A 25303-nucleotide genomic window follows, 5' to 3' on the forward strand; every position below is an offset into this window, starting at 1 on the left:
ATGATAAACCTTGAAAGGCTAAAGTACAAGCATAGATTCTAAATTAAGGTACAGAACAAAGCCGATTCCGGATGCAATTATGCCGAGGCATAATTGATCCTAGCTATCAAAAAAGCACATTGAAACCACTTGGATTTCAATGTGCTCAGTCTAATTATTATTATGCATTAACTGTTTCTAAAGCTTTTGCCACTTTTTTCACAAGATCAACTACACGTGCAGAATAGCCCCACTCATTGTCGTACCAAGCAAGTACTTTCACTTTACGGTTACCCATTACCATTGTAGAAAGTCCATCTACTGTTGAAGAGTAAGTTGTTGTATTGTAATCAGAAGATACTAGAGGTTCAACTGAGAAGTTTAAGATACCTTCCATTGGACCTTCAGTAGCAGCCTTCACAAATGCAGCATTGATAGAATCTACTGTTACGTCTGTATTTAAATCAACTACTAGGTCAACTAATGATACGTTTGGTGTTGGAACACGAAGTGCCATACCATGAATTTTGCCTTCTAATTCAGGTAACACTAATTTTAATGCTTTTGCAGCACCTGTAGATGTTGGAATGATTGATTGTGCGCAACCACGTGCACGACGTAAATCTTTATGTGGATTGTCTAAATTCTTTTGGTCATTTGTATAAGCGTGAACTGTCGTCATTAATCCGCTTTCGATCCCAAATGTATCATTTAATACTTTGGCAACTGGTGCTAAGCAGTTTGTTGTACAAGAAGCATTTGAAATAACATCATGTTTTGCGATATCAAGTTTCTCATCGTTTACACCTAAAACAATTGTTACGTCCTCGTTTTTACCTGGTGCTGTTAAGATAACTTTCTTTGCTCCTGCTTCTAAGTGCATTGCTGCTTTTTCACGATCATTAAATTTACCAGTTGCTTCAATAACGATATCTACACCCATTGTTGCCCATGGTAATTTTAATGGGTCACGTTCGCTAATAATTTGAACACGTTTACCATTTACAATTAAAGCATCGCCTGCGGGTTCCACTGAACCTTCGAATGTTCCGTGATTTGTGTCATACTTAATCAAATGTGCTAACGTTTCAGCTGGATAGCTAGCATTTATTGCAACGATATTTAAACCTTCTTGCACGATTGCTTGGCGGAAAACCATACGTCCGATACGTCCGAAACCATTAATAGCAACTGATACTGTCATTTATAAAATCCTCCTGTGAGTACGTACTCATATTAATTATATACTTTATGGTGATTAGTATAACACAATTTTAAAAAAGATGAACATTATATACTCATATTATTAAAGTTCTTATTTTCTGAAAAATAAAATCGCCTAAATTAGTCCTTATTATGGTATAAAATCACAAAAAAATGCATAGCAAAGTGTTCTTTCTACACATCCATGGTTATGAAAAACAAAATTGGCAAAGATGTCTCAGTGAATAGTGTGGCTCTTTAAAGGGTGATTTCCGTTCCAGGCTACTCGCTTTGTTGATTTCGCACAGAGCAAGGCTTCCTGCGGGCGAGCGTCGAGCCGCTTCCTCCGCTAAAAGAACGAAGGCTAAGTGCGTCATGTCCTGTGACAATGCCTTCGTGACCAACATCATGTTGGCCACAGGGTCTCGCCTGTCTCGCTTTCCCACGGGAGTAGCCTTCCACTCCAATTTGTGCAATTAAGAATGAACGCTATATGATAAAGTAAAGGGATTCACGCACAGTTTTGTGTGTGAATCCTTTTTGCTCTTCGGAAGGTGGATGTCGATAAAAATTAAAAGTTAGGTGATAAAACGTGAAAGTTGGTCGATAAAATTCAGAAGTTGGTAGATAAAACGTGAAAGTTGGTAGATAAAATTTAAAAGTTGGGCGATAACTCCTGAAAAGGCCCTTCTCAAACTAAAAAGTTGGATGCCATTTTGTTTAAAACGTATGTCATGAGATAAGTTGATTGGAGTGGAGGCTGGGTGACTCCTTGGGGATCAGCAATAGAGGAACGAAGGCTAAAATCATCACATCCTGTGATAACGCCTTCGTGACCAACATCGGTGCTGTTGCTGTCGCTACGCTTTCGCACAAACAAAACCCTCTGCTGCCGCTACGTTGCACTACGCTTTCGCGCAAAAGACACCTGTTGCCCCGAGACCCTGGAGCGAGCTACGCGAGTGAAGCGGCTCATCGGACGCACCCAGGAAGCTCTGCTCTGCGCGAAAGCGCAGCGTCAGCTACAAATGTTTTATCTGCGCGAAAGCGAAGCGGCAGCGGCAAATGTTTTCTGTAGCGAAAGCGCAGCGTCAGCTACAAAGCACCCAGCCGGAACGGAAATCAACCATTCGTTTTACCGAAAGAGCCATACTTTATTTAATATGACACCTTAATTTATAGTTTTTCAACAAAATAAAATGCGTAGCAATATGTCATTGCTACGCATCGAGTGATTTTACAGATTTTTTATTATATAACATCCCAATAAGTCAGGATTTTTTTAAGTTGGTGCTCTGTTTGTTCTAGATTTTCATTATTATAAATAACCGCATGTGCACCTTTTTCTTTGACTGACAGAGGTAACTGAGAACGCATTCGAGCTAGTGCATCCTCCTTCGATAAGTTGTTACGCTCCATTAATCGACGGAGCTGCACCTCTTCACTTACTGATACTACGATAATACGCTCGACAAAATGCTGCAGCTTACTTTCAAATAATAGCGGAATATCCATCACAACATGCTTTTCTCCAGCTTCTAAATAAGCATCACGCTGGCGTAGCATTTCCTGACGAATAGCAGGGTGCATAATATCATTTAGCATTTTACGCTTTCCAGGCTCGTGAAAAATAATATCGCCAAGCTTGGCACGATTCAAACTACCGTCTTCTAGCAATATATCTTGTCCAAAATTTTCAACTATTAACTTTAAAGTCTCCGTTCCTGGTTCTACAACATCACGTGCAACAACATCTGCATCGACAATCGGTAAACCAAGTGCTGTCATCATTTTTACTACTGTACTTTTTCCGCTTGCAATACTTCCTGTTAATCCGATAATCATAGTTAATCCCCTTTAATGTTGACAATTTGGGCAAAAGACTGATGTGCGCCCACCTATCGTCATTTGGCTCGTTGCAGTACCGCACGCTAGACACATCTTCTTCCCATACATTTGCAGTCGATTCTGCATACTTCCAGCCTCGCCATTGATATTACGATAATCTGAAATTGTTGAACCTCCTGCTTCAATGCTTTGGCGTAAAATAGCGACAATTGCCTCAAATAATGCACGTTTACGTTTTTCACTGATGCGGTTCATTGTACGGGCAGGATGAATTTTTTGGGCAAATAATGCTTCTGTCGCATAAATATTGCCACAGCCCGAAATGACCTGCCCATCCATAATTACATCCTTCACTGCCTTTTTCTCATATTTCGGTAACTTTGATTTCGCAATAAAATAATCACATGCTATTTCATCGAATGGCTCTGGTGCCATTTTTGTTAATGGTGCATGATCCTCAATTTTTGTTAAAAAACGTAGTTCACCAAAGCGGCGTATATCTGAATAAATTAAATAGCCACCATCTACCATTTGAAATGTTGCATGAATATGCTTTTTAAACTTCTCCTCAAAAATTTCCTCAGGCGAATCCACCACAAACCAAGCACCTGTCATTCCTAAATGACTAACAAGCACATAAGGGACATCTTCTTTCAGCAAATGAAAAAAGATGTATTTTGCACGTCGTTCAATTTTAGTAATCGTCATTTGAGACAAGGATATTTCAAATACATCCGGCTCAGCTTGCTTCACGATACATTGTTTGCCCTCCCCAAAGGAAAAACGAATAATTTCAGATAGTTGAACCTGTTGAATTGTACGCCCTTCAACTTTAGGTTTTAATGCCCGGACGACACCTTCAACCTCTGGTAATTCAGGCATTTCAAACCCTCCTTATTTTGCTTCGTACCAAGTCGTACCGTAGTTAAAATCAACTTTTAATGGTACTGAAAGCTCGATTGCGTTCTCCATAACTTCTGGAACTATTTTTTCAAGCAATGCAATCTCCTCTTTAGGTGCTTCAAAAATTAATTCATCATGCACTTGTAATAGGATTTTTGCCTGCATATTTTCTTTTTTCAAACGAGCATCCATATCAATCATTGCTTTTTTAATAATATCAGCTGCACTTCCCTGAATTGGTGTATTCATCGCAGTACGCTCTGCAAAACTTCGTAGATTGAAATTCGAGCTTGTAATGTCAGGTAAATATCGACGTCTATTTAAAATCGTTGTCACATACCCATTAAACTTCGCATCCTGAACGATATCATCCATATATTGTTTTACACCCGGGAAACTCGCAAAATATTTCTCGATAAATGTAGCAGCTTCCTTACGGGTAATATCTAAGTTTTGCGATAAACCATAGTCACTAATACCATAGACAATACCAAAGTTTACTGCTTTTGCAGCACGACGCATATTACTATCGACTTCATCTTCTGAGACATGGAATACATCCATCGCAGTACGTGTATGAACATCCATGCCTTCACGGAAAGCTTCGACTAAATTTTTATCTTTTGACATATGGGCCAAGACACGCAATTCGATTTGTGAATAATCGGCAGAGAATAATATCCAATCTTCGTTCGATGGCACAAATGCTTGACGAATTTTTCGCCCTTCTTCTAAACGAATCGGGATGTTTTGCAAATTCGGATCAGTTGAGCTTAAACGCCCAGTAGCAGTTAATGCTTGTTGGAATCGAGTATGCACCTTTCCATCCTCTTCATGGATTTCCTTTAGTAGGCCTTCGATATAAGTCGATTGTAATTTTCCAAGCTGACGATATAAAAGTATATGCTCAATAATTGCATGCTCTGGCTTTAATTTTTCCAATACATCTGCTGCAGTGGAATAGCCTGTTTTAGTCTTTTTAATAACAGGAAGACCAAGTTTATCAAAGAGGATAACCCCTAATTGCTTTGGTGAATTAATATTAAAGGCTTCTCCTGCCTCCGTATAAATCTCCTGTTCAATCACAACTAATTTATCATTTAGTTCCTGCCCCATTTTCTCCAATGTGGCACGATTGACCGTGATACCCTCACTTTCCATTTCCCCTAAAATAGCAGCGAGCGGAAGCTCTAAGTTTTTATAGAGTTCGAACTGTTCATTTTCCTTTAACAATGTCTCAAGCTTTGGCTGTAAAGACCACACAGCAAAGGCTTTTCGGCTGGCATGCTCAGCAAGTGCATCTATCGCTGGTATCGCTCGTTTCGCCCCTTTACCATAAACAGTCTCATTCGCCTGCACATTACGATAGCCCAGTTCTTTCGCAAGTGTTGCCACATCATCTCCACTTAGTGCAGGATTATTAATATAAGAAGCCAGTAATAAGTCAAAATCCACTCCAGCTAAACGAATCCCCGCACGTTTTAATGCAGCCTGAGCCGCTTTTGAATCAGACATATACTTTATTTTAGTAGCATCTTCTAACCACAAGCGAAGGTCATCTGATTTAGCCGCAATGTCAAACGGCACGTACATAGTTTTCGCCCCATCTGTTAGTGCAATGCCTAGTTGCTGGCATGTATGATAATGCTCGTCTTCTAACTCCAAGTGCACTGCCATGACATCTTTTAAATGCTCTTGCTTTACTTCTTCCACAATTTCATAGTCAAAAGGTGCTTGTTCCTCTTCTTGGACAGTAAAATCACTTTTTTCTAGTAATGATTTAAAGCCGAGCTCACGCCACACGTTAATTAATTCCTCTTCATTGGGACCACTATAGGCAAGATCCGAAAGCGTTATATCAATCGGTGCATCTGTAAAAATGGTCGCTAGCTTTTTACTCATTAGTGCCTGTTCTTCATTGGCAACTAATTTTTCTTTCATTTTAGAAGCTTTTACCGTTTCCATTGCCGCATAAAGCGACTCCACTGAACCATGCTCTTTTAGCAATTTAACGGCTGTTTTTTCACCGACACCCGGTACGCCCGGGATATTATCTGAAGAATCCCCCATTAAACCTTTCATATCAATAATTTGCTGAGGGGTTAAGCCGTATTTTTCTGCAATAAAGGCTGGTGTATTTTTTTCAATTTCAGTAATACCTTTTTTAGTAATATATACCGTTACTTGCTCAGTCGCGAGCTGCGTTAAGTCACGATCTCCCGATACGACGATGACGTCCATATCCTGTGATGAAGCTTCCTTCGCAAGTGTCCCTATAATATCGTCCGCTTCGTATAATTCAAGCTCATATCGCTTAATACCATAAGCATCAATAAGCTTACGTATATAAGGAAATTGCTCAGATAATTCCGGCGGAGTCTTTTGTCGACCACCTTTATATTCCGTAAATGTCTCATGACGGAAGGTTGTCTTACCTGCATCAAAGGCAACCAAAATTTTCGTTGGTTGCTCTTCCTCTAAAATTCTTTGTAGCATTGTTGTAAAGCCATACACTGCATTCGTATGAATTCCACTATCATTCGTCAATAATGGCAACGCAAAAAACGCGCGATATGCTAAACTATTGCCATCCAATAATAGCAATTTTTCCTTTGTCATGATTTTATCCTCCTGCGTTATCGTCTTCTTAATTGTAAAACGAAAACGTATGTTTGAAAATGCCTCTTCCTTTTACTTTATCGAGAAAACATGTATTTTACCAATCATAACGTTGAAAATCGCCAAATTTTCTAATCCATAATCTAACTTAGGATTGACTACAACAAAAAAAGCCAATCACTCATTGTAATTGACTTTCTGATGTTATTTACTAGCTTTACTTGTTTTTTCTTTACGATAGAAAATTTCTTCATATATGACTGTCAAAATAAAGGCATTCATAAAGGCAAATACCAAAAATAACGGCATACCACCAAGCTGTGGATGTGTAAGCTCTGTATTAAACACCATTACAGTGCCAATCTGCGCTAAGAAGATAATGAAGCCAATCCCAACTTGCCATATAGGACGTTTCACTTTGCGTTTTTCGTACAAAAATATTTTTTTAAATATTTTTCTTACATCCTCAGCAATGACTAAACCTAATAAAAACAAAATGACAAAAAATACTGGTATATGATAAACACTTTTTGTGATCCATGCAAAATCTGATAGACGGAAGAAAAGTGTAAATAACGATGCAATACTACAGGCTATCCCTAAATTTTGGAGCCCCTTGCTAATTTGCAACTTCACAACTATTACCCCCATTTTTTATTTCTCGAACAATATCATTCTATCAGATAAATATCATAAACGGAACACAAAATTATAAATTTCTATCATTTTCATAACATACCATCGATAATTGAAATATTTTCACGAAATGTATAATCCGAAATTCCCAATCCAGACCATAAAGTTCTATCAGCATAACGTGAGGTTGATTTCCGTTCCGACTGGGCGCTTTCCTGGGGGGCGTCCGATGAGCCGCTTCGCTTCGCTGCAGGGTCTCATCTGTGACGCTGATCCCCAAGGAGTCGCCCAGTCTCCACTACAATCAACTTATATTAATATTGCCATTAACCAGTTTATAAAAATATCATACAAAATGCATTGCTAGTTTCATGTATAGTCTAAAAAAGCCGTCTCAAAAAATTTGAGACGACTTCATATAATTATCCCTGCAAGAATAATAGTATTACTTAATATAGCCAGATAATATTTTCGCATATGGTGAAGTGGATGGTAAAATAATGACCGTATCTTCACCAACAGTTTTCTTATATGACTCTAATGTACGGTACAATGAATAGAATTCAGGGTCTTGAGAGAACGATTTATTGTAAATCTTCGCTGCTTCTGCTTCACCTTCCGCTTGAATCAATGCTGCATCCTTTTTAGCTGTAGCTAGCATTTCTTGAACTTGTTTATCTGTTTGAGCTTCAATACGGCGTTTCTCCGCATCACCTTCTGATAGGTATTTTTGCGACATGGATTCACGATCTGAAATCATATTTGTAAACACGGATTGCTCATTTACAGATGGCAAGTCGATACGACGAATACGAACATCTATTACTTCGATTCCATACTTATCATTTGAAAGCAACTCATTAACACGTGCAGTTACCTGATCATTGATACTCCCACGTGAAGAATTTTCATCATTTATAATCTCCTTATATTCAATTCGACCAAGCTCTGAACGAATAACTGAATAAATAAATTCTTCCATACGTGATTCAACTTTTTCTATTGTTCCGGCATTTGAAATTAATTGCTTTGGATCTGTTATATGCCAAACTGCATAATTATCAATAATAATTCGTTTTTTATCCTTTGTATTAATTTCTTCCTCAGAAACTTCATACGTCATTTGGTTTTTTGGTAGCTTCGTGACACTTTGAATAAATGGAACTTTAATTTTCAAGCCTGGCTCACTTTGAAATTTCACTACTTCTCCAAACTGTCTAACAACTGCATATTCGGACTCTTTAACGATATACACATTAGCAAACAATATAATAGCGATAGCAAAAATGGCTGTTAATGTAGCAACAAGAGAAATGTATTTTTTGGGATTCATCGGGCTTTTTTTCGACATTTTGACTACATTATCCCCTGCATCCCCTTCTTTTGAAGCAGTATTTTTGGATTTACCCGATAAAAAATTGAGGAATTTTTCAAGATCCTTATTTTTTTGATCCATTAGTTACCGCTCCCTTCTTTTTTCTCTTTTGGTGTTTCCTGTTTAACAGGTTCTTCCTGTGCAGCAGGTGTCTCCTGTTTAGTAGGTTGCAATGCTTGAAGAGGCAAGTATTTCATTGTACTACCATCATCATTCATAATATAAATTTGTGCTTTAGGTAATACATTTTCAAGTGTTTCCAAAATTAAACGTTCGCGAGTAATTTGTTGATTGCCCTTATATTGCTCAAACATTTTATTAAAGACAGCTACATCCCCTTGAGCTTGTTCTATACGCGCTGTTTTTTCACCTTGAGCCTTCGAGATAATGGCGTCTTTTTCACCTTCAGCTTCATTAATTCGCTGATTGTTATATTTTTTAGCTTGATTAATTTTTGTATTTTTCATTTCACGTGCGTCAGTAACTGCTGTAAAGGCCGCTCGCACATCGGGATTTGGTAATTCAACATCCTGTAATTTTACTCCTAAAACACTTATACCAATATCGTATTTTTCAATAAGAGAAACGAGTAAATCACGTGACTTTGCTTCTATGTCCGCTTTTCCCTCTGTTAACGCAGCGTCGATTTTTGAACTCCCAATAATTGATCGAATCGCACTCGACGTAGCGCTATGTAATATTTTTTCTGGATCTTGTGAGCTGAATAAATACTTTTTCGGTTCTGTAATTTTCCATTGAACTACAAGGTCTGTTAAAACAATATGCTCATCCCCTGTAATCATTTTCGTTTCAGCATCATAAGCTTCCAATTCCCCATCTTTATTTTGCTTATAGCCAAACTGTAAACTAAATGTTTCCTTCGATAAAACCTCAACCGATTGTACAGGCCAAGGTAATTTAAAATGTAAACCTGGTTCTGTTACTGTATTATCGGCACGACCGAACGTAATAACAACGGCTTGTTCTGATTCATCTACCGTGTACCATGATGTAAATACCGAAATAAGTGCAACAATGCCGAAAATGCCAAGTCCCACCATCATTAGTGACCTTTTCACACTCATGTCTAATCCTCCCTTAAAGCTTAGTACTAATGTATACGGGGCACCTCTTAAAAAGTTTCAAAATATTTTAATAAACCCTTTTTTATTTTAGGCAGTTTGACATAAGGAGGTTCCTGCGCTTGCCTCCCATCTAAAATGATACTGTGCAAATAAATAGAACATAAAAAAATCCTGCTACCATTTAAGGCAACAGGATATTGACAACTAGATGTTCAAATGCTGGGAAAAATGTTGTTGATAAAACAATGCTAATTAATGCAGCTACAATCATAGCAAGACTTGCAAACGTACCTTCAAGCTCACCAAATTCAAATGCTTTAGAGGTACCCGTACCATGTGCACCCATGCCTAACAGTAGACCTCTAGAGGATGGTCGATGGAAACGACATACTTTAATTACTAACGGTGCTATTACACTCCCTAAAATACCAGTTACCATAACAAAAACGGCAGTAAGAGTAGGAGAGCCTCCAATCATATTGGAAATGTCCATCGCTATTGGTGTAGTCACTGAGCGTGGAACTATGCTATGCACAAGCTCATTATTTAATCCAACTAGTACAGCAAAGATAAATGATGATGCAATGGCAACAGCTGAACCAACTGCAATACTTAGAATAATTTCAAAAGCATGTTTCTTTAATAGGTTAAAATTTTTATAAATTGGTACCGCAAATGCAACAGTTGCTGGTCCTAGTAAATTTGATAAAATACCGGCCCCTGCAGTATAAGATTTATAGGATGTACCCGTTAGTAGCAAGATGATAATTGCCACTAATGGTGTGATCAGTATAGGCGTTAACCATTCCTTCTGATACTTTTTATAAAACATTTTACTAGTATAAAAAACGGCAATAGTACCTAGTAAACTGACTATAGCTATTAACAAGCTCATGCAGTATCACCTTTCTTTCGTTGCCCAAGCAATTGTGCTGTGAAACCTGTTGCAAACATGACAACTATGGCACTCAATACAATAACAAGCACAGCTTTCACACCTTGCACACCGAATAATGCAGTATAATCGATTACTCCGATAGCAGATGGAATGAAAAATAGTAATAATTCACTAAGTAATAAACCTGCACCTAGCTCAATCCATTCAAGCTTAATAATATGAAACTGCAAAAGTAAAAACAATAAGACTAGTCCAATTATGCTCCCTGGAATCGGCAAGTGAAGTAGACGTGCAATACTATTCCCAACAAATAAAATGACATAAAGATAGCCGATTTGCACGATACTTTTGACGATTTTCATGGTCATCCTTCTTTCAATTTTTTATCCCACTTTAACGGTAGCGCTGACCGTATAAGCCTGATATTGGTTCAACTAACAAGTATCACTGATTGTTAGTTCATAATGTTGAGGTGTTAGTGCAATTTAGATGCGTATTAAAGTGTTGCTCGCCGGCAAAACGAGGGGTTGATTTCCGTTCCAACTGGGCGCTTTCCTGGGGGCGTCGGGGCAACAGATGTTTTTTGCGCGAAAGCGTAGTGTTAACGCAGCGGCAGCAGCACGATGTTGGTCACGAAGGCGTTATCACAGGACGTGATGCTTTTAGCCTTCGTTCCCCTCTCGCTTCACTCGCGTTGCTCGCTCCAGGGTCTCATCTGTGACGCTGATCCCCAAGGAGTCGCCCTCCACTCCAATCAACCACTTCTCTTAGCATGTATCTTCTGGTGCGTCATCTTTACGGTAATAGAATGAAGTTAACAGATCAGGTCTCAACACTATGAACTAACAATCAATACATTTCTAATTCGTTGAATATTATGCTACTATACTTTACACCTATTTGCGTTACGTGTAAAACAGAAAAAGAATCTATCACCAAAAAAATTTGGCAATAGATTCTTATTATTTACGATTACTAATCAACACAATTAAAAAATCTTATTTTTACAAGCCTTCACAATTTTATAGGGGGGTTTCTACTAAAAAGTATAAGACCCCATTGTGAATCTAAAATGATGCTATTGTAAAGAATTTGTTAATTTTTCGGAATCATAACAATCATTTTTGTCCCGACGCCAACTTCACTTTCTACCTGAATGCGACCATGATGTGCCTCTACTAAGTGCTTCACAATAGCAAGACCTAAACCTGTTCCACCCGAGTTCCGGCTTCGCGCACGATCCACACGGTAAAATCGTTCAAAGACACGGGCAATTTCATGCTTTTCAATTCCTATACCTTGATCTTCGATTTCGAGAATGCCGTATGTTTCATTTTCCTTTAATCGAATCGTAACGATTGTATTTTCTGGAGAGTACGTAATGGCATTGGTAATTAAATTAGTGACAATTTGAATGATACGATTCGCATCCCCCATAACCTGAACATCACGTTCAATATCAACATGAAAGCTCATATTTTTCTCATCCAAACGGGGTCCTGTCAGCTCTGCTCCACGTATAAGTACATCTTGCAATCCCATCGGCATAATATTAACGGTAAAACCATGCTGTTCAATTTTCGATAATTCCAGTAAATCCTGAATAAGCATCTGTAGACGGTTACTTTCCTTATAAATGATCTCTAAAAAAGAGAGGAGCATTTTTTCATCCTTATACGCTCCATCTAGTAAAGTTTCCGAAAAGCCTTTAATAGATGTAATAGGTGTACGCAATTCATGGGATACATTTGCTACAAAGTCCTTACGAATCTGCTCTAAACGAACAAGCTCCGTAATATCATGCATAACAATAACGACACCCAGCCATCGACCATGATCACCAATAACAGGCGCTCCATACACTTCCTTATTATAAAGCTCCTGTTGGACTTCCATTTTAATTTGTTGTCGATAAGGCATTTCTGTTAAAAACACATGGTCGATAAATTGCTCTAGTGATTTAGGCAAGCCAATTGTACGAAAAACTTTCCCTTGTACATCGTCAATTTGCATACCGAAACGCTCTAAAAATACACGGTTCACGATCGATATATTCCCCTCACGTCCAATCATCATGAGGGAGCTTCCCATATTTTCAATTAACGTTTTAAGCCTTTCCTCTTCTACCTCTCGAATCGTCGTAATGTCCTGTAAGTTACGTGCTAAAATATTGATGGAATGGCTTAGTGGCATCATGCGTTCATGCTCGTTTTCGTGTGCACGGGCACGGTAATTCCCCTTCGCCAGCTCAAGTGCTGTATCCGTCACGTTATCAATAGGCGCCGTGAAATTCCGAATCATATAGCGACTTACAACTGCCATTAAAATAAACACTATTATAAAAAGGATCGCTAGCACTACATAAAGTCGCCCACTAACATTTGATATTAGAAAATCTGTTGCCTCTAGGTTTTGAGCCGTATACAGTGCCTCTTTATCTTCATTTGATAGTTCAATTTTTCGTTCATCTAATACTTGGTTGACTGATTCTTGCATTTGTAAACTTGCCTGCTCATTGTACTGTTCTATATAAACAGGAAAAAGCTGACCTATAACAATCATTAGGACAGCTAATATCGATCCAAGCAATAGCATGAATGTCAAGAATAAGCGGTTGCTCATTGATTTCATGTCGTCTTCGGCTCCTCGAATTTATAGCCAAGTCCACGAATTGTCTTGATGAACAACGGCTTACGGCTATTTTCTTCGATTTTATCACGAAGGTGGCTAATGTGCACATCCACAATTCGAGTATCACCAGCAAAGTCATACTTCCATACAGCACTTAAGAGCTGATCACGTGTTAAAACACGATTTTTATTTTCAAGTAAATAAATGAGTAACTCAAATTCCTTTGGTGTAAATTCCAGTGCCTCCCCCTGTAAAAATACTTCAAAACGCTCTGGAAAAACACGTAATTGTCCAAATTCATACATTTTCTCTTGTGGCCCATTCTTTTCTTCCGCTACTACATTTTGTGTAAAACGTCTTAAAACAGCCTTTACCCGTGCCAACACTTCACGCGGACTAAAGGGCTTCGTCATATAATCATCTGCTCCTAGCTCTAGTCCAAGTACTTTATCGAACTCGTCATCCTTTGCCGTTAGCATAATAATAGGTGTATTCATACGTTGCTGACGAATTTGTTTACAAACCTCCATACCATCAAGTCTTGGAAGCATCAAATCCAATAAAACTAAATCTGGCTGTAAGTCAATAGCCTTATCAAGACCCTCTTGACCATCTGCTGCTGTTTCTACAACATATCCAGCCTGCTCTAAATTATATTTTAATAATGTCGCGATAGAAAATTCATCTTCTACAACTAAAATCGTTTTTGTCATGTGTAAAGCCTCCGTTAGTGATTTGAAACCCCCATTTCAAATCTCAAGACGTCTATAAAACAAGTGGTGGTGTTACCAGTAAAGTACCCTCAATCACAAGCCGTTTTTGCTCATTATAAGAGTGTACCGATACAGTAATTGTATTTTGTAATTTATTTACTTCTGTTACTTCTAAAAGAGTATCGAATAATTCATAATGATAGAGCGGTTCTAAATACTTTATATGTTGCTCAATAATTCGTGCACCTGGTCCAGGAATATACTTTGACACAGCTGAAGTAATAATGCCATTCAGCATGATCGTTGGTACGATTGGCTTTTGAAAAGGTGTCATCGCAGCATATTCATGTTGAATATAAAGCGGATTACTATCATTCGTAAGTCCTAAATAAAGCAATAAATCCTTATCTTCAATCTTTTCGGTAATATGAATCTTCTCGCCAACTGTAATTTCATCAATAGTGAGACCAAGCTTACTGTTTTTTTGAAGCAAAAATACGCCAACCCCTTTTCTATCATATACCTTCATAGTATCAATTTTATTCCAAAAGTACAACGAAAAGCCGAATACCCATTTTTCAAAGTTCATACCATAACATGTGGCTGATTTCCGTTTCGACTGGGAGCTTTGTGCTGTCCCTTCGATTTCGCACAGAAAACATCCGCTTCGCTTCAGAATCAATACAGCGATATTACCATAAGTATGGAAAAATCGAAAAGATGTTCAAAAAGGAAAACCTTTTTGAACATCTTTTCTTTATTGCAACGGAATATTCAGTTCAATATTTTTCCCAATAGGATTGAAGTAATAGTTTAGATATATTTTTGCTTTGCCATCATAATTTTCAAAGTTCTCCGTCGCATATAGGTACTGGTCATCATCTGAGTACGAGCCACCTGTAAATTCTAACGGCGTGCCATCTGCTTTTACAGCACTATTTAGAAACGAATGTCGACTTCTATCATCCCATTTCTTTGCAGCAACTGATACACCTTGCTGCGTTACAGAAATATCCCAATCCAAATAATCGGGCTTCATGAGTACTTCTTTTGTGCCAAAATCAACTTCGATAAAATCCTCGCCCTTTGGAACGGCATGAACAGCTCCAATTAATATTTTGAGTGCATCTAAATCATGGAAATAGTTACTTTGTAAATTTAGTGTGAATTTACCTTCACGAATATTTTTGCCTATAAACATGCCATTTTTAACGACTTCTTCTCTGCGCTCCCCATTTTCCATCTCGACCGCAATATTTTCAAGCGATAAAATTTGCATCGTATTCGCTTCATCTAATTCAAAATCGATAGCCATTCTTAATGGAGAACGGCGAATTTTTGTAATCGTAAATTTTTGACCATCGACATTTACAGTACGATTCGCAGTAAAAGTTTTCTCCTTAGCGATTTCATGTTTTAGTGAAAACGGTATCGAAATTTCAATGTTCCCCTTATCTTTTTCATAAAAATGAAAAACCGCTTTAAAATCCTTTGATGTATAAGCGAAAGGCTCTGAAAAACTATAATCTACTGAAGAAGAGATGCGTGTTTGATTTAATTGATGATTTGTAAATGAGCCCCCTTCAATTTCTTCGTCCCCTTGGAACAATTGAACTCCTTCCAAATAAAATTCCGACTTATCAAATGAGGCATCTGCGTCATAGTAAAGTACTAATCCCGAATTATCCGCAATCACGCCTTGCAATGTAAGTGATAGGCCATTTTTAGACTGCGTCACATTGATTTCTTCATAGTAGTCATTGTCCACAATATCTTTTATCCCTTTATCTCGTACAACCGCAGATACAATTGCTTGAAAGCCAGGAATTTTTGCAACATGACTAGCAATCGTAGGAGAAACACGAATTGAAAATAAAAGACCTAAGCAAAACAAAAAGGCTATTGCAACCGGAACAATGCGCTTCTTTGCTCTTTTTTCTCGTTGAACTTTACGAAACATATCCATCCGTACTTGTTGAAGTTTCTCCTTTGGAACGTCAATCGGTAGTTTACTCATAGCCAGTCCTCCCTTTCTCCAGCGAAGTTTCTAAGCTTCTTTAGTATGTAATGAAGCTTAGACTTTACAGTACCCTCAGGAATTTGATTTAGCTCGGCAATTTCTTTGTTTTTTAATTGCTGAAAATATTTCATATAAACGAGTTGCTGCTCCGATAAGGATAAGTGGTCCAATAACCGCTCCATGTCAGAGTAGATGACCCATTCGACTTGATGATGTTCTTTAAGTGAAACGGTTGGTTGCCGTTTTCGTAAATGGTCTTTACAACAATTGATCAAGACGCGCACGAGCCATGTTCTGGCATATTCGTGCTGTTTAACGGTATGCATTTTTTTCAGTGCTTTATAAACCAGATCTTGCATCACGTCTAAAGCGTCTTGCTCATTTTTCAGATATGTAAAAGCCATGCGATATAAAATATCTTCATCCATTTCAATAAGTGAAAGTATCGCTTGATGATCCCCACGAATAGCACGCTGCACGATTTCACATTCCATCCTTTTCGCCTCCTTCCTCCATTAGACGGAGCGATGCTTCATTTCGTTCAAAAATATTAAAATTATTCAGGGAATTCTATGCAATTGCCTTTTTAACTAAACTGCAGTTAAACAAGAACCCGTTCCGCAACTCTTCAGTTTTAGCGCCATCTAAATTAAAAGAAACCACCTCATATGAAATGGTTACCTCTTTTTAGCTATTCAACTAAGTACATCGTTTGTTTAAGTGTTTATCAATAATCTATTACTCGGGTTATTTATATAAGTTTTAGAGCGATAATCTTAGGCAAAAGCATCGCATCTTTTTTATAAAAGCGTGATTTTATTTCAGCATATAGAGTGCAAGAAGCTAATGTTCTTCGTTTTCTAGAAACATAAAACCACCGTCAATAAGAACCTGTAAATACTCATCAAAGCTGTCTGCAATTACTTGATATTGATCAGGGTCATGCAAAAAGCGAATTATTTGACCACATACCCCTTCATTAGAAGGGTTAAAATCAATATAGAGTCTCGATGATCCACCATTGTTCATACAATCTGAAAAATGGATATACATCCCTGGGAGAAGTCCCTCCGGATTTATTTTAGAGTCAACAGCCTCTTCGTCATCGTCGTATTCTAAAAGATAGGAGATGTCTTCTTCTTCTTTTGAACTCTCGAGCATCTGCTGTATAGATAGCAAATAATAAGGATATTTACCTTCCTCAACATCTGACCCTAAAATACAAACCGCAATTTTGCTTTCTCCATATTTTCGCCAATATGTACCATCGATATTTTCAAGTAGACAGATTAGTGATTCTGGACAATTTGGATATTCTGACTTTAGCTTATCAATATCCCTTTTTGCAGCACCACAAGCTGTATTTAGTTCCTCGAGCTCATCTGTTGATAATGCGGCTCTCAATCCGTTTAAAAATTGATTTACCAAATCCATTATTTCATCCTCCAAAAGAATAAAATATAAAAATTTATTAGTTAGGTTGCTATATACGTCTTTTCTCGAAAGCCTTATTGCATCTCTTTGTTCAATCAATGTAATCATTGACAGGATAATTTTAGCATACTTCTAAAATATGTCCGCACATTTTTACTCTACTATTTGAAGGAATTGAAAATTCTATATAAAGCTATTCTGCTCCATTAATTGAAGAAGAATTAGCTTCGTAACTCTTAGCAATGAGCCTTATTAATAAAACCCTAGATACTACCCATCTCCATTTTCTGGCACCACTTAACTAAGAACATCTTTTTTTGGCGCACTGTTCTACCTGTTTTTCGATATCTTCATACTAAAAAAATCGAGTAGGAATGAATCCTACTCGATTTCATAAACTTTTATTAAGCTAAAACTTTCATAACGTTGCGGACAGCCTCTGCCGATTTATCTAAAGCTGCTTTTTCATTGTCTGTTAACGCAAGTTCAAAGATTTTTTCTACACCATTTGCACCTAGTAACGTCGGAACGCCTAGATATAAATCATTGTAGCCATATTCGCCTTCTAAGTATGCAATAGATGGAAGTATACGTTTTTGGTCTTTAATGATAGCTTCTGCCATTTCAACAAGTGCCGCTGAAGGAGCATAATAGGCTGAACCATTACCAAGGAGGTTAACGATTTCAGCGCCACCTTTACGTGTACGGTCAACAATCTCTTCAAGACGATCTGCTGGGATTAATGATTCTAATGGAATACCACCTGCGAACGAGTAGCGAGTAAGTGGCACCATTGTATCACCATGACCACCTAATACAAAACCTGTGATATCTTTTACTGAGATATTAAGTTCTTCAGCTACAAATGCACAGAAACGAGCTGTATCAAGTACACCTGATTGACCAATTACGCGGTTTTTAGGGAAACCAGTTTCTTTGAATACTGTGTAAGTCATTGCATCAACTGGGTTAGTAAGAACGAGTATTGTTGCATTTGGTGAGTACTTAGCAATTTCTTTAGAAACAGCTTTCATCACATTTTGGTTAATTTGAACAAGATCGTCACGGCTCATACCTGGTTTACGCGCAACACCAGCAGTGATAATTACTACATCAGAATCTGCAGTATCTGCATAATTAGAAGTACCTTTAACATAAGAATCATAGCCTTGCACTGGTGCAGCTTCCCACATATCTAGAGCTTTACCTTTTGTTGGGTTTTCAGCTTGAGGAATATCCACTAACACTACATCACCAAGTTCTTTTTGAGCTGCTAAAAATGCTGCAGTAGCGCCAGTAAAACCGCTACCGATTACTGAGATTTTTTTTCGTTTCAGAGACATTCGAATACACTCCTTTAAAATTAGGTTATTGATAATCAATTATGCCTCGACATAATTACGTCATGAATCAGCACAAAGCCGATTAGTGACATCCGCCAGAGGCTTAAATTCTTTCAGTGGTTGTTCAAACACTGAAAGAATTTAAAAAAGGGAGGAGAATAAATTCTCCTCCCTCGATTAAACAAGTTCATCGTAAATATTTTATTAAGCTAAGGTCAATAGAAATTTACATTTCCCTAATTATATCGGCAGAATATACTTCCGCTTTAGCTATAATTTCTATTTAGAATAGAAAATTATAGGTTTTTGATTAATTCATTAGCGAATTCTGAACATTTTACTTCTGTAGCGCCGTCCATTAAACGAGCGAAGTCATAAGTTACAACTTTAGAAGAAATTGTTTTCTCTACAGATTTAGTAACCATGTCAGCTGCTTCTTGCCATCCTAAGTGTTCAAGCATTAATACACCTGAAAGTAATACTGAAGATGGGTTTACTTTATCTTGACCAGCATATTTTGGAGCTGTACCGTGAGTAGCTTCGAAGATCGCGTGTCCAGTTACATAGTTAATGTTTGCGCCTGGAGCGATACCGATACCACCAACTTGAGCAGCTAATGCATCAGAGATATAGTCACCGTTTAAGTTCATTGTAGCAACTACGTCGAACTCATTTGGACGAGTTAAGATTTGTTGTAAGAAGATATCAGCGATAGAATCTTTAACTAAGATTTTACCAGCTGCTAAAGCGTCAGCTTGTGCTTTATTCGCTGCTTCTTCACCTTGTTCAGCTTTAATAGCATCATATTGGTTCCAAGTGAATGTTTGATCAGCAAATTCTTTTTCAGCTAATTCATAACCCCATTTTTTGAATCCACCTTCAGTGAATTTCATGATGTTACCTTTGTGTACTAAAGTAACAGATGGACGTTTATGATTAATAGCATATTCGATAGCAGAACGTACTAAACGCTCAGTACCTTCTTTAGATACAGGTTTTACACCGATACCAGAAGTTTCTGGGAAGCGGATTTTGTTTACACCAAATTCAGTTTGTAGGAAGTTGATGATTTTTTGTGCTTGTTCAGAGCCAGATTCGAATTCAATACCAGCATAGATGTCTTCTGTGTTTTCGCGGAAGATAACCATATCAACGTCTTCTGGACGTTTAACTGGAGAAGGTACTCCATCAAAGTGACGTACTGGACGTAAGCATACATATAGGTCAAGTTGTTGACGTAATGCTACGTTTAGAGAGCGGATACCACCACCGATTGGAGTAGTAAGAGGACCTTTGATTGCGATTAGGTATTCGTTAATTTTGTCTAAAGTTTCTTGTGGTAACCATTCACCAGTTTGGTTGAATGCTTTTTCACCAGCTAAAACTTCTAACCATTCGATTTTCTTTTCACCGTTGTAAGCTTTTTCAACTGCTGCGTCGATTACGCGTGATGCTGCAGCCCAAATATCTGGACCAATTCCGTCACCTTCGATGAATGGAATTACTGGATTGTTTGGTACATTAAGTACGCCATTTTCAACTACAATTTTGTTTGACATTGATGTTGCCTCCTAAATTCATAATCATAGGACTGTGTCATTAGTAACACAGTCCCAAATATTCTAGCATATTTTCCGAATTAGCGCTCGCTGATTGGAACATATTTTTGCATGCCTGGTCCAACATACTCTGCACGTGGACGGATTAGGCGGTTGTTAGCATATTGCTCTAGAATATGAGCTACCCAACCAGAAGTACGAGATACTGCGAAAATTGGTGTGAATAGGTCATGATCAATACCTAAAGAATCATACACTGACGCAGAGAAGAAGTCTACGTTTGCAGGTAATTTCTTTTGTTCTACGATCATGTCATGGATTTTAACTGACATTTCATAAAGCTCTGGTTTACCAGTTAACTCAGTTAATTTTTGTGACATTACACGTAAGTGTGGTGCACGTGGGTCGCCTTTGCGGTATACGCGGTGACCGAAGCCCATGATTTTTTCTTTGTTGTCTAATTTATTTTGAATATAAGATTCAACGTTTTCAAGTGAGCCGATTTCAGTTAACATTTTCATAACTTGCTCATTTGCACCACCATGAAGTGGTCCTTTTAATGCACCGATAGCTGCAGTTACACCAGAATAAACATCTGATAATGTAGCTACACATACACGTGCTGTGAATGTAGATGCATTTAATTCGTGGTCAGCATGTAATACTAACGCTTTGTCGAATGCTTCAACTTCGATTGCTGCTGGTTCTTCACCTTTAAGCATGTATAAGAAGTTTGCTGCATATCCTAATTCTGGTTTTGGCGCAACTGGCTCTAAACCTTTACGAACACGCGCAAATGCAGTAACTACTGTAGCAATTTTCGCTTGTAAACGGATTGCTTTACGGTAGTTAGCTTCTGTATCCATAACATCCGCCTCTTCATCGAATACACCAAGTAAAGATACTGCAGTACGTAGTGCAGCCATTGGATGTACAGTTGAAAGTGGGTATGTTTTGAATTGGTCTACAATTGCTTGCGGAATAGTCATGTTGTCTGCTAATTGTTGTTTTAATTCAGCTAGCTCGTCCGCTTTTGGTAAACGAGTATGCCATAATAAATAAATTACCTCTTCAAATGACGCGTTCTCTGCTAAATCATCAATGTTGTAACCAACATATGTAAGTGTGTCATCGATAATTGAACTGATTTTAGATTCCGCTGCTACGATACCTTCTAAACCTTTAGTTGCTGACATAAATTATCGCTCCCTCATAATATATTTTTTAGTTGTAAATGCGTCACATTTACGTTTTTTGCTCATATGAACCATTAAGTAAATCGCTTACATTGCTATTATAATCATTTTTGACAGCTTTGTGAATGAAAATCCTCCGAATAAAGAAAAAGGCGCACTAGCGATTAGAAATACGCTTCAAAGAGATTCTTTCGCACATTTTGACATTGAATTATCATTTGAAACGGGGTGAATTTGTAAAAATGAGGAATATCAAGTATTTTTCATACGAAAGAACTATCAGTATTTTACTTTTTGTATTCTACTTGGTAATACTGTGGTTCGTATTACCTGTATCACTTGCGATTTTTTTGTCTTTTTCTACTTATCCTATCATAAAATTCCTTCACTCTTATTGTAGGATTGCCTATTGGCTTGCAGCAATTATTGTGGAAGCACTAATACTAGCTTGTATTTTACTTCTTGTTGTCATATCTATAAACAGTATTATTCTTGTCTTCCCTGAAATCAGAGATACGCTACAAAATTTTCCACTTTTCAATGAATATGAATCAATGTTCATCCAAGTGTTAAAGGAAAAATCACTTTCTATTTTTGATTCCATCTTTTTATACACAGCGAATATATTCCAACTAATGATGAAGCATGTAATTGAAGTATTTATATTCCTTGTCGCTTACTATTTCGCCCTGTTGGAAACTCGAAAATCCCGATATTGGTTTTTTCAATATGTGCCAAAAAAGTTCCGCAATGAGTGGCAAAAGCATTTTTCTAAAATTATGCAGCTATTTCATTACTTTTTGTACGTGGAGTTTCAGCTATTCACGATTACACTGCTTATTCTTTGTGCAGGATTTATGATTCTCCATTTTGAACAAGCCATCATTAAAGCATTTATAGTTGCATTTGCAGATGTACTTCCGTTCTTTGGGATTGGCGTATTTCTTGTACCTATGAGCATTTATTTTTATTTAAAAGGCAATACCTTTTTATGTGTTGCTCTTTTACTTTTGTATCTCTTCGTTCAATTAACAAGGCAGCTAGCTGAATCCATGCTTTGGTCAAATACATTACAATTACGTACATTCCACACTTTTTTCATCAGTGCTGCCTCTATTTTATTATTTGGTTTTTACGGCATTTTACTGAGCCCTATATTTTTATTTTTGGCAGTTAAACTAAAGGATAATGCTATTTTTGAACGATAATAAATTGACCTTTTTTCATTTTTTTCCGCATCCAATAATAGAAGATAGGCTGGAACATTTTGCGAGAAAAAGGCATGAGTAGTAATAAGCCAACAAGATCTGTTATAAAACCTGGTAATGCTAGAAGTACACCACCACTGAAATTTAAAACTGTATCAACTAATGCCGGACCTGGTGCTTCTCCGCGTGCTATCGTATTTTTTACCTTTTGTATAGAATTCATACCTTTATTTTTCACAACATAAATACCAATTATACTCGTAGCGACTAAAAGCAATAATGTATTTAGAACACCAATATTTTGACCAATTACTATTAATAACGCCAATTCGGCTAATGCATAGACAATGAAACCAAGAAAAACTTTTCTCATATTTTTCTCCTTTCTAGCTATAAAACGCTATACCTTTTATACGTTATTATAGCCCATTAAGTTTCATTAAAAAAATAATGACTCGTATTTAAGAGATGACGACGCTATTATTTTTATATTAAATTGTATAAACATTGTTTAAACTAGGCAAAATCAGCTCGTCACCATAACGTGGGGTTGATTTCCGTTCCGGCTGGGCGCTTTGTTGTTGCTGTCGCTTCGCTTTCGCACAGATAAAACATTTGTTGCTGTCGCTTCGCTTTCGCACAGATAAAACATTTGTTGCTGTCGCTTCGCTTTCACGCAGGATGTGATGCTCTTAGCCTTCGTTCCCCTATCGCTAATCCTCAAGGAGTCGCCCAGTCTCCATTCCAATCAACTCTTACACACGACATATTTTTAACAAAATGTCATTCCTAGATTAAAAAAACATAAAATGCTATTTACTTCTATAAGATAAGCTCTAGTGCAACTATAATGCACTAGAGCTTTTTGTTATAGATTAAAGAACACTTGCATGCCCTTTGTAAATAACGCCTGTTTCAGCATCCATTGTAATTTCTTGGCCGTGGCGAATCAATGTAGTGGCTTCTTTTACTCCGACGATAACAGGGATTCCAAGGCTTAGTCCTACAACTGCAGCATGACTTGTTAGACCGCCCTCCTCTGTAATAAGACCAATACAATTTTCAAGTGCTGGCATCATATCACGATCAGAGCCAACCGTTACTAAAATGCATCCGTCTGTATCATACGCAAGTGCCTCAGCTGCATTTTTTGCAACAACTGTTTTACCTACTACTGAAGCTTTACCGATTCCTTGACCGCGAGCTAGTAAATCTCCGATAATGTGTACCTTCATTAAGTTTGTAGTACCTGCTTCACCTACTGGTACACCTGCTGTAATGACAACTGCGTCACCGTGCGTAACAAAGCCATGCTTTAAGCTTTCATCAACAGCTAGTTCTAAAATTTCATCTGTTGTCGTAACTCGTTGACAAACAACTGGGTACACACCCCAAACTAGTGTTAACGCGTGAGCTGTATTGGGAGAACCTGTAACAGCGACAATTTGTACACCAGGGCGATATTTCGCAATCATTCTAGCTGTATTACCACTTTCTGTCGGTGCTAGTACTGCCTTTACACCTAAGTTAATCGAAGTGTATGCTACTGCCTGAGAAATCGCCTCCGTCATATTTGCCTCTTTTTCACGACTACGTGTAGAAACGATGGCCTTATAATCTAATGAATTTTCTGTACGCTGTGCGATTTTATTCATAGTTTGTACTGATTCTACTGGGTAAAGTCCTGCTGCCGTTTCACCAGACAACATAATTGCATCAGTACCATCGATAATTGCGTTTGCTACGTCACTAGCCTCTGCACGTGTTGGACGTGGGTTACGCTGCATCGAATCTAACATTTGTGTAGCCGTAATAACTGGTTTACCTACTTGATTGCATTTTAAAATTAATTTCTTTTGTACAAGCGGTACTTCTTCTGCAGGGATTTCTACACCTAGGTCACCACGCGCTACCATTAATCCATCTGAAACTAAGATGATTTCATCGATATTATCGACACCCTCTTGGTTTTCGATTTTCGGGATAATTTGAATGTGGTTACCGCCATTTTGTTCAAGTAATTCTCGAATTTCTAGTACATCCTTTGCTCGACGAACGAACGAGGCTGCAATAAAATCAACACCTTGTTTAATACCGAATAAAATGTCCTGTGCATCTTTTTCTGTAATTCCAGGAAGCTGTACAGAAACGCCCGGCACGTTAACACCCTTTTTATTTTTTAAGACACCTGCATTTTCAACAATCGTATGAATAAGTCCTTTTTCCATATCTTTTGCTAATACGCGTAATTGAATAAGTCCATCATCTAATAAAATAATAGAGTTTTGCTCAACGTCCTCAATTAAACGATCGTACGTTACAGAGAAGCTTGACTCAGTTCCTTCAACTTCAGTCATTGAAATATCAATTACTTGCCCTGCTGCTAAATGCAATTCTCCGTTTTTCATATTGTGCGTACGAATTTCTGGACCTTTTGTGTCGAGTAAAATCCCAACTGGTTTCCCTAATCTTTGTGCTACTTCGCGAATTAAATTAATACGTACTGCGTGCTCCTCATGAGAACCATGGGAAAAGTTTAAGCGGGCAACATTCATACCTGCTTCAATTAGTTTCTCTAAAATTTCTGGTGACTCACTTGCTGGACCAATTGTACATACGATTTTTGTTTTTCTCATTTTCTGCCCACTCCGTT

At 37.7% G+C, this 25303-nt stretch carries 21 protein-coding genes; 1 reads left to right on the top strand and 20 read right to left on the bottom strand.

From position 1 onward, the window contains the following. Positions 1 to 160: 160 nt before the first annotated feature. The 18 genes from MOK21_RS05180 to citZ all read right to left on the bottom strand — a co-directional run bounded on the left by MOK21_RS05180 (position 161) and on the right by citZ (position 21442). Positions 161 to 1183, bottom strand: coding sequence for a glyceraldehyde-3-phosphate dehydrogenase (locus MOK21_RS05180; RefSeq protein WP_249072895.1), 1023 nt, complete (start codon positions 1181 to 1183; stop codon positions 161 to 163). A 1250-nt stretch (positions 1184 to 2433) separates the two neighbouring features. Beyond that, a complete protein-coding gene (gene coaE / locus MOK21_RS05185; RefSeq protein WP_249072896.1) occupies positions 2434 to 3027 on the bottom strand; it encodes a dephospho-CoA kinase in 594 nt (197 codons plus the stop codon). A 12-nt stretch (positions 3028 to 3039) separates the two neighbouring features. Then, entirely contained in the window at positions 3040 to 3912 is an 873-nt protein-coding gene (gene mutM / locus MOK21_RS05190) for a DNA-formamidopyrimidine glycosylase (RefSeq protein ID WP_249072897.1), read from the bottom strand. A 12-nt stretch (positions 3913 to 3924) separates the two neighbouring features. Continuing rightward, positions 3925 to 6552 (bottom strand): DNA polymerase I, encoded by a 2628-nt coding sequence (gene polA / locus MOK21_RS05195; RefSeq protein WP_249072898.1) that lies wholly within the window; start codon positions 6550 to 6552, stop codon positions 3925 to 3927. Between the two features lie 204 nt (positions 6553 to 6756). After that, on the bottom strand, positions 6757 to 7188 hold the full coding sequence (locus MOK21_RS05200; protein WP_249072899.1) for a DNA polymerase I: 432 nt from the start codon (positions 7186 to 7188) through the stop codon (positions 6757 to 6759). 445 nt (positions 7189 to 7633) lie between these two features. Further along, a complete protein-coding gene (hflC, locus tag MOK21_RS05205; protein WP_249072900.1) occupies positions 7634 to 8644 on the bottom strand; it encodes a protease modulator HflC in 1011 nt (336 codons plus the stop codon). Beyond that, positions 8644 to 9648 (bottom strand): FtsH protease activity modulator HflK, encoded by a 1005-nt coding sequence (gene hflK, locus MOK21_RS05210; protein ID WP_249072901.1) that lies wholly within the window; start codon positions 9646 to 9648, stop codon positions 8644 to 8646. The genes hflC and hflK overlap by 1 nt, the downstream gene beginning before the upstream one ends. 181 nt (positions 9649 to 9829) lie before the next feature. Continuing rightward, entirely contained in the window at positions 9830 to 10543 is a 714-nt protein-coding gene (locus MOK21_RS05215) for an LrgB family protein (RefSeq protein ID WP_249072902.1), read from the bottom strand. Beyond that, positions 10540 to 10908, bottom strand: a complete 369-nt coding sequence (locus MOK21_RS05220; protein WP_079561583.1) for a CidA/LrgA family holin-like protein — start codon at positions 10906 to 10908, stop codon at positions 10540 to 10542. Before MOK21_RS05220 ends, MOK21_RS05215 begins: the two co-directional genes overlap by 4 nt. Positions 10909 to 11641: 733 nt before the next feature. After that, on the bottom strand, positions 11642 to 13177 hold the full coding sequence (pnpS, locus tag MOK21_RS05225) for a two-component system histidine kinase PnpS (RefSeq protein WP_249072903.1): 1536 nt from the start codon (positions 13175 to 13177) through the stop codon (positions 11642 to 11644). Further along, positions 13174 to 13890 carry a response regulator transcription factor gene (locus tag MOK21_RS05230; protein ID WP_249072904.1) on the bottom strand — a complete coding sequence of 239 codons (717 nt, stop codon included), beginning with the start codon at positions 13888 to 13890 and terminating at the stop codon, positions 13174 to 13176. Before MOK21_RS05230 ends, pnpS begins: the two co-directional genes overlap by 4 nt. A 52-nt stretch (positions 13891 to 13942) precedes the next feature. Next, complete coding sequence (locus tag MOK21_RS05235; RefSeq protein ID WP_249072905.1) at positions 13943 to 14383, bottom strand: MaoC/PaaZ C-terminal domain-containing protein; 441 nt, start codon at positions 14381 to 14383, stop codon at positions 13943 to 13945. A 264-nt stretch (positions 14384 to 14647) separates the two neighbouring features. Further along, entirely contained in the window at positions 14648 to 15907 is a 1260-nt protein-coding gene (locus tag MOK21_RS05240; protein WP_249072906.1) for a DUF4179 domain-containing protein, read from the bottom strand. Next, complete coding sequence (locus MOK21_RS05245) at positions 15904 to 16404, bottom strand: sigma-70 family RNA polymerase sigma factor (protein WP_249072907.1); 501 nt, start codon at positions 16402 to 16404, stop codon at positions 15904 to 15906. Before MOK21_RS05245 ends, MOK21_RS05240 begins: the two co-directional genes overlap by 4 nt. A gap of 349 nt (positions 16405 to 16753) precedes the next feature. After that, positions 16754 to 17344 (bottom strand): SMI1/KNR4 family protein, encoded by a 591-nt coding sequence (locus MOK21_RS05250; RefSeq protein ID WP_249072908.1) that lies wholly within the window; start codon positions 17342 to 17344, stop codon positions 16754 to 16756. Between the two features lie 404 nt (positions 17345 to 17748). Beyond that, positions 17749 to 18687: a malate dehydrogenase gene (gene mdh, locus MOK21_RS05255; RefSeq protein ID WP_249072909.1), complete on the bottom strand. Its 939-nt coding sequence runs from the start codon at positions 18685 to 18687 to the stop codon at positions 17749 to 17751. A gap of 296 nt (positions 18688 to 18983) precedes the next feature. Next, positions 18984 to 20246: an NADP-dependent isocitrate dehydrogenase gene (gene icd / locus MOK21_RS05260; protein WP_132357191.1), complete on the bottom strand. Its 1263-nt coding sequence runs from the start codon at positions 20244 to 20246 to the stop codon at positions 18984 to 18986. A gap of 80 nt (positions 20247 to 20326) precedes the next feature. Further along, a complete protein-coding gene (gene citZ, locus MOK21_RS05265; protein ID WP_249072910.1) occupies positions 20327 to 21442 on the bottom strand; it encodes a citrate synthase in 1116 nt (371 codons plus the stop codon). A 242-nt stretch (positions 21443 to 21684) separates the two neighbouring features. On the opposite strand from citZ, the gene MOK21_RS05270 reads away from it, so the two are divergent. Continuing rightward, positions 21685 to 22650, top strand: coding sequence for an AI-2E family transporter (locus MOK21_RS05270; RefSeq protein ID WP_249072911.1), 966 nt, complete (start codon positions 21685 to 21687; stop codon positions 22648 to 22650). On the opposite strand, the gene MOK21_RS05275 is transcribed toward MOK21_RS05270, so the two are convergent. Together MOK21_RS05275 and pyk are read right to left on the bottom strand one after the other, a co-directional pair. After that, entirely contained in the window at positions 22634 to 23023 is a 390-nt protein-coding gene (locus tag MOK21_RS05275; protein WP_249072912.1) for an FxsA family protein, read from the bottom strand. The genes MOK21_RS05270 and MOK21_RS05275 overlap by 17 nt on opposite strands. 502 nt (positions 23024 to 23525) lie before the next feature. Further along, a complete protein-coding gene (gene pyk, locus MOK21_RS05280; protein ID WP_249072913.1) occupies positions 23526 to 25286 on the bottom strand; it encodes a pyruvate kinase in 1761 nt (586 codons plus the stop codon). Between the last annotated feature and the right edge of the window lie 17 nt (positions 25287 to 25303).

The sequence above is a fragment of the Lysinibacillus sp. BPa_S21 genome (assembly GCF_023337795.1).
Taxonomy (GTDB): domain Bacteria; phylum Bacillota; class Bacilli; order Bacillales_A; family Planococcaceae; genus Lysinibacillus.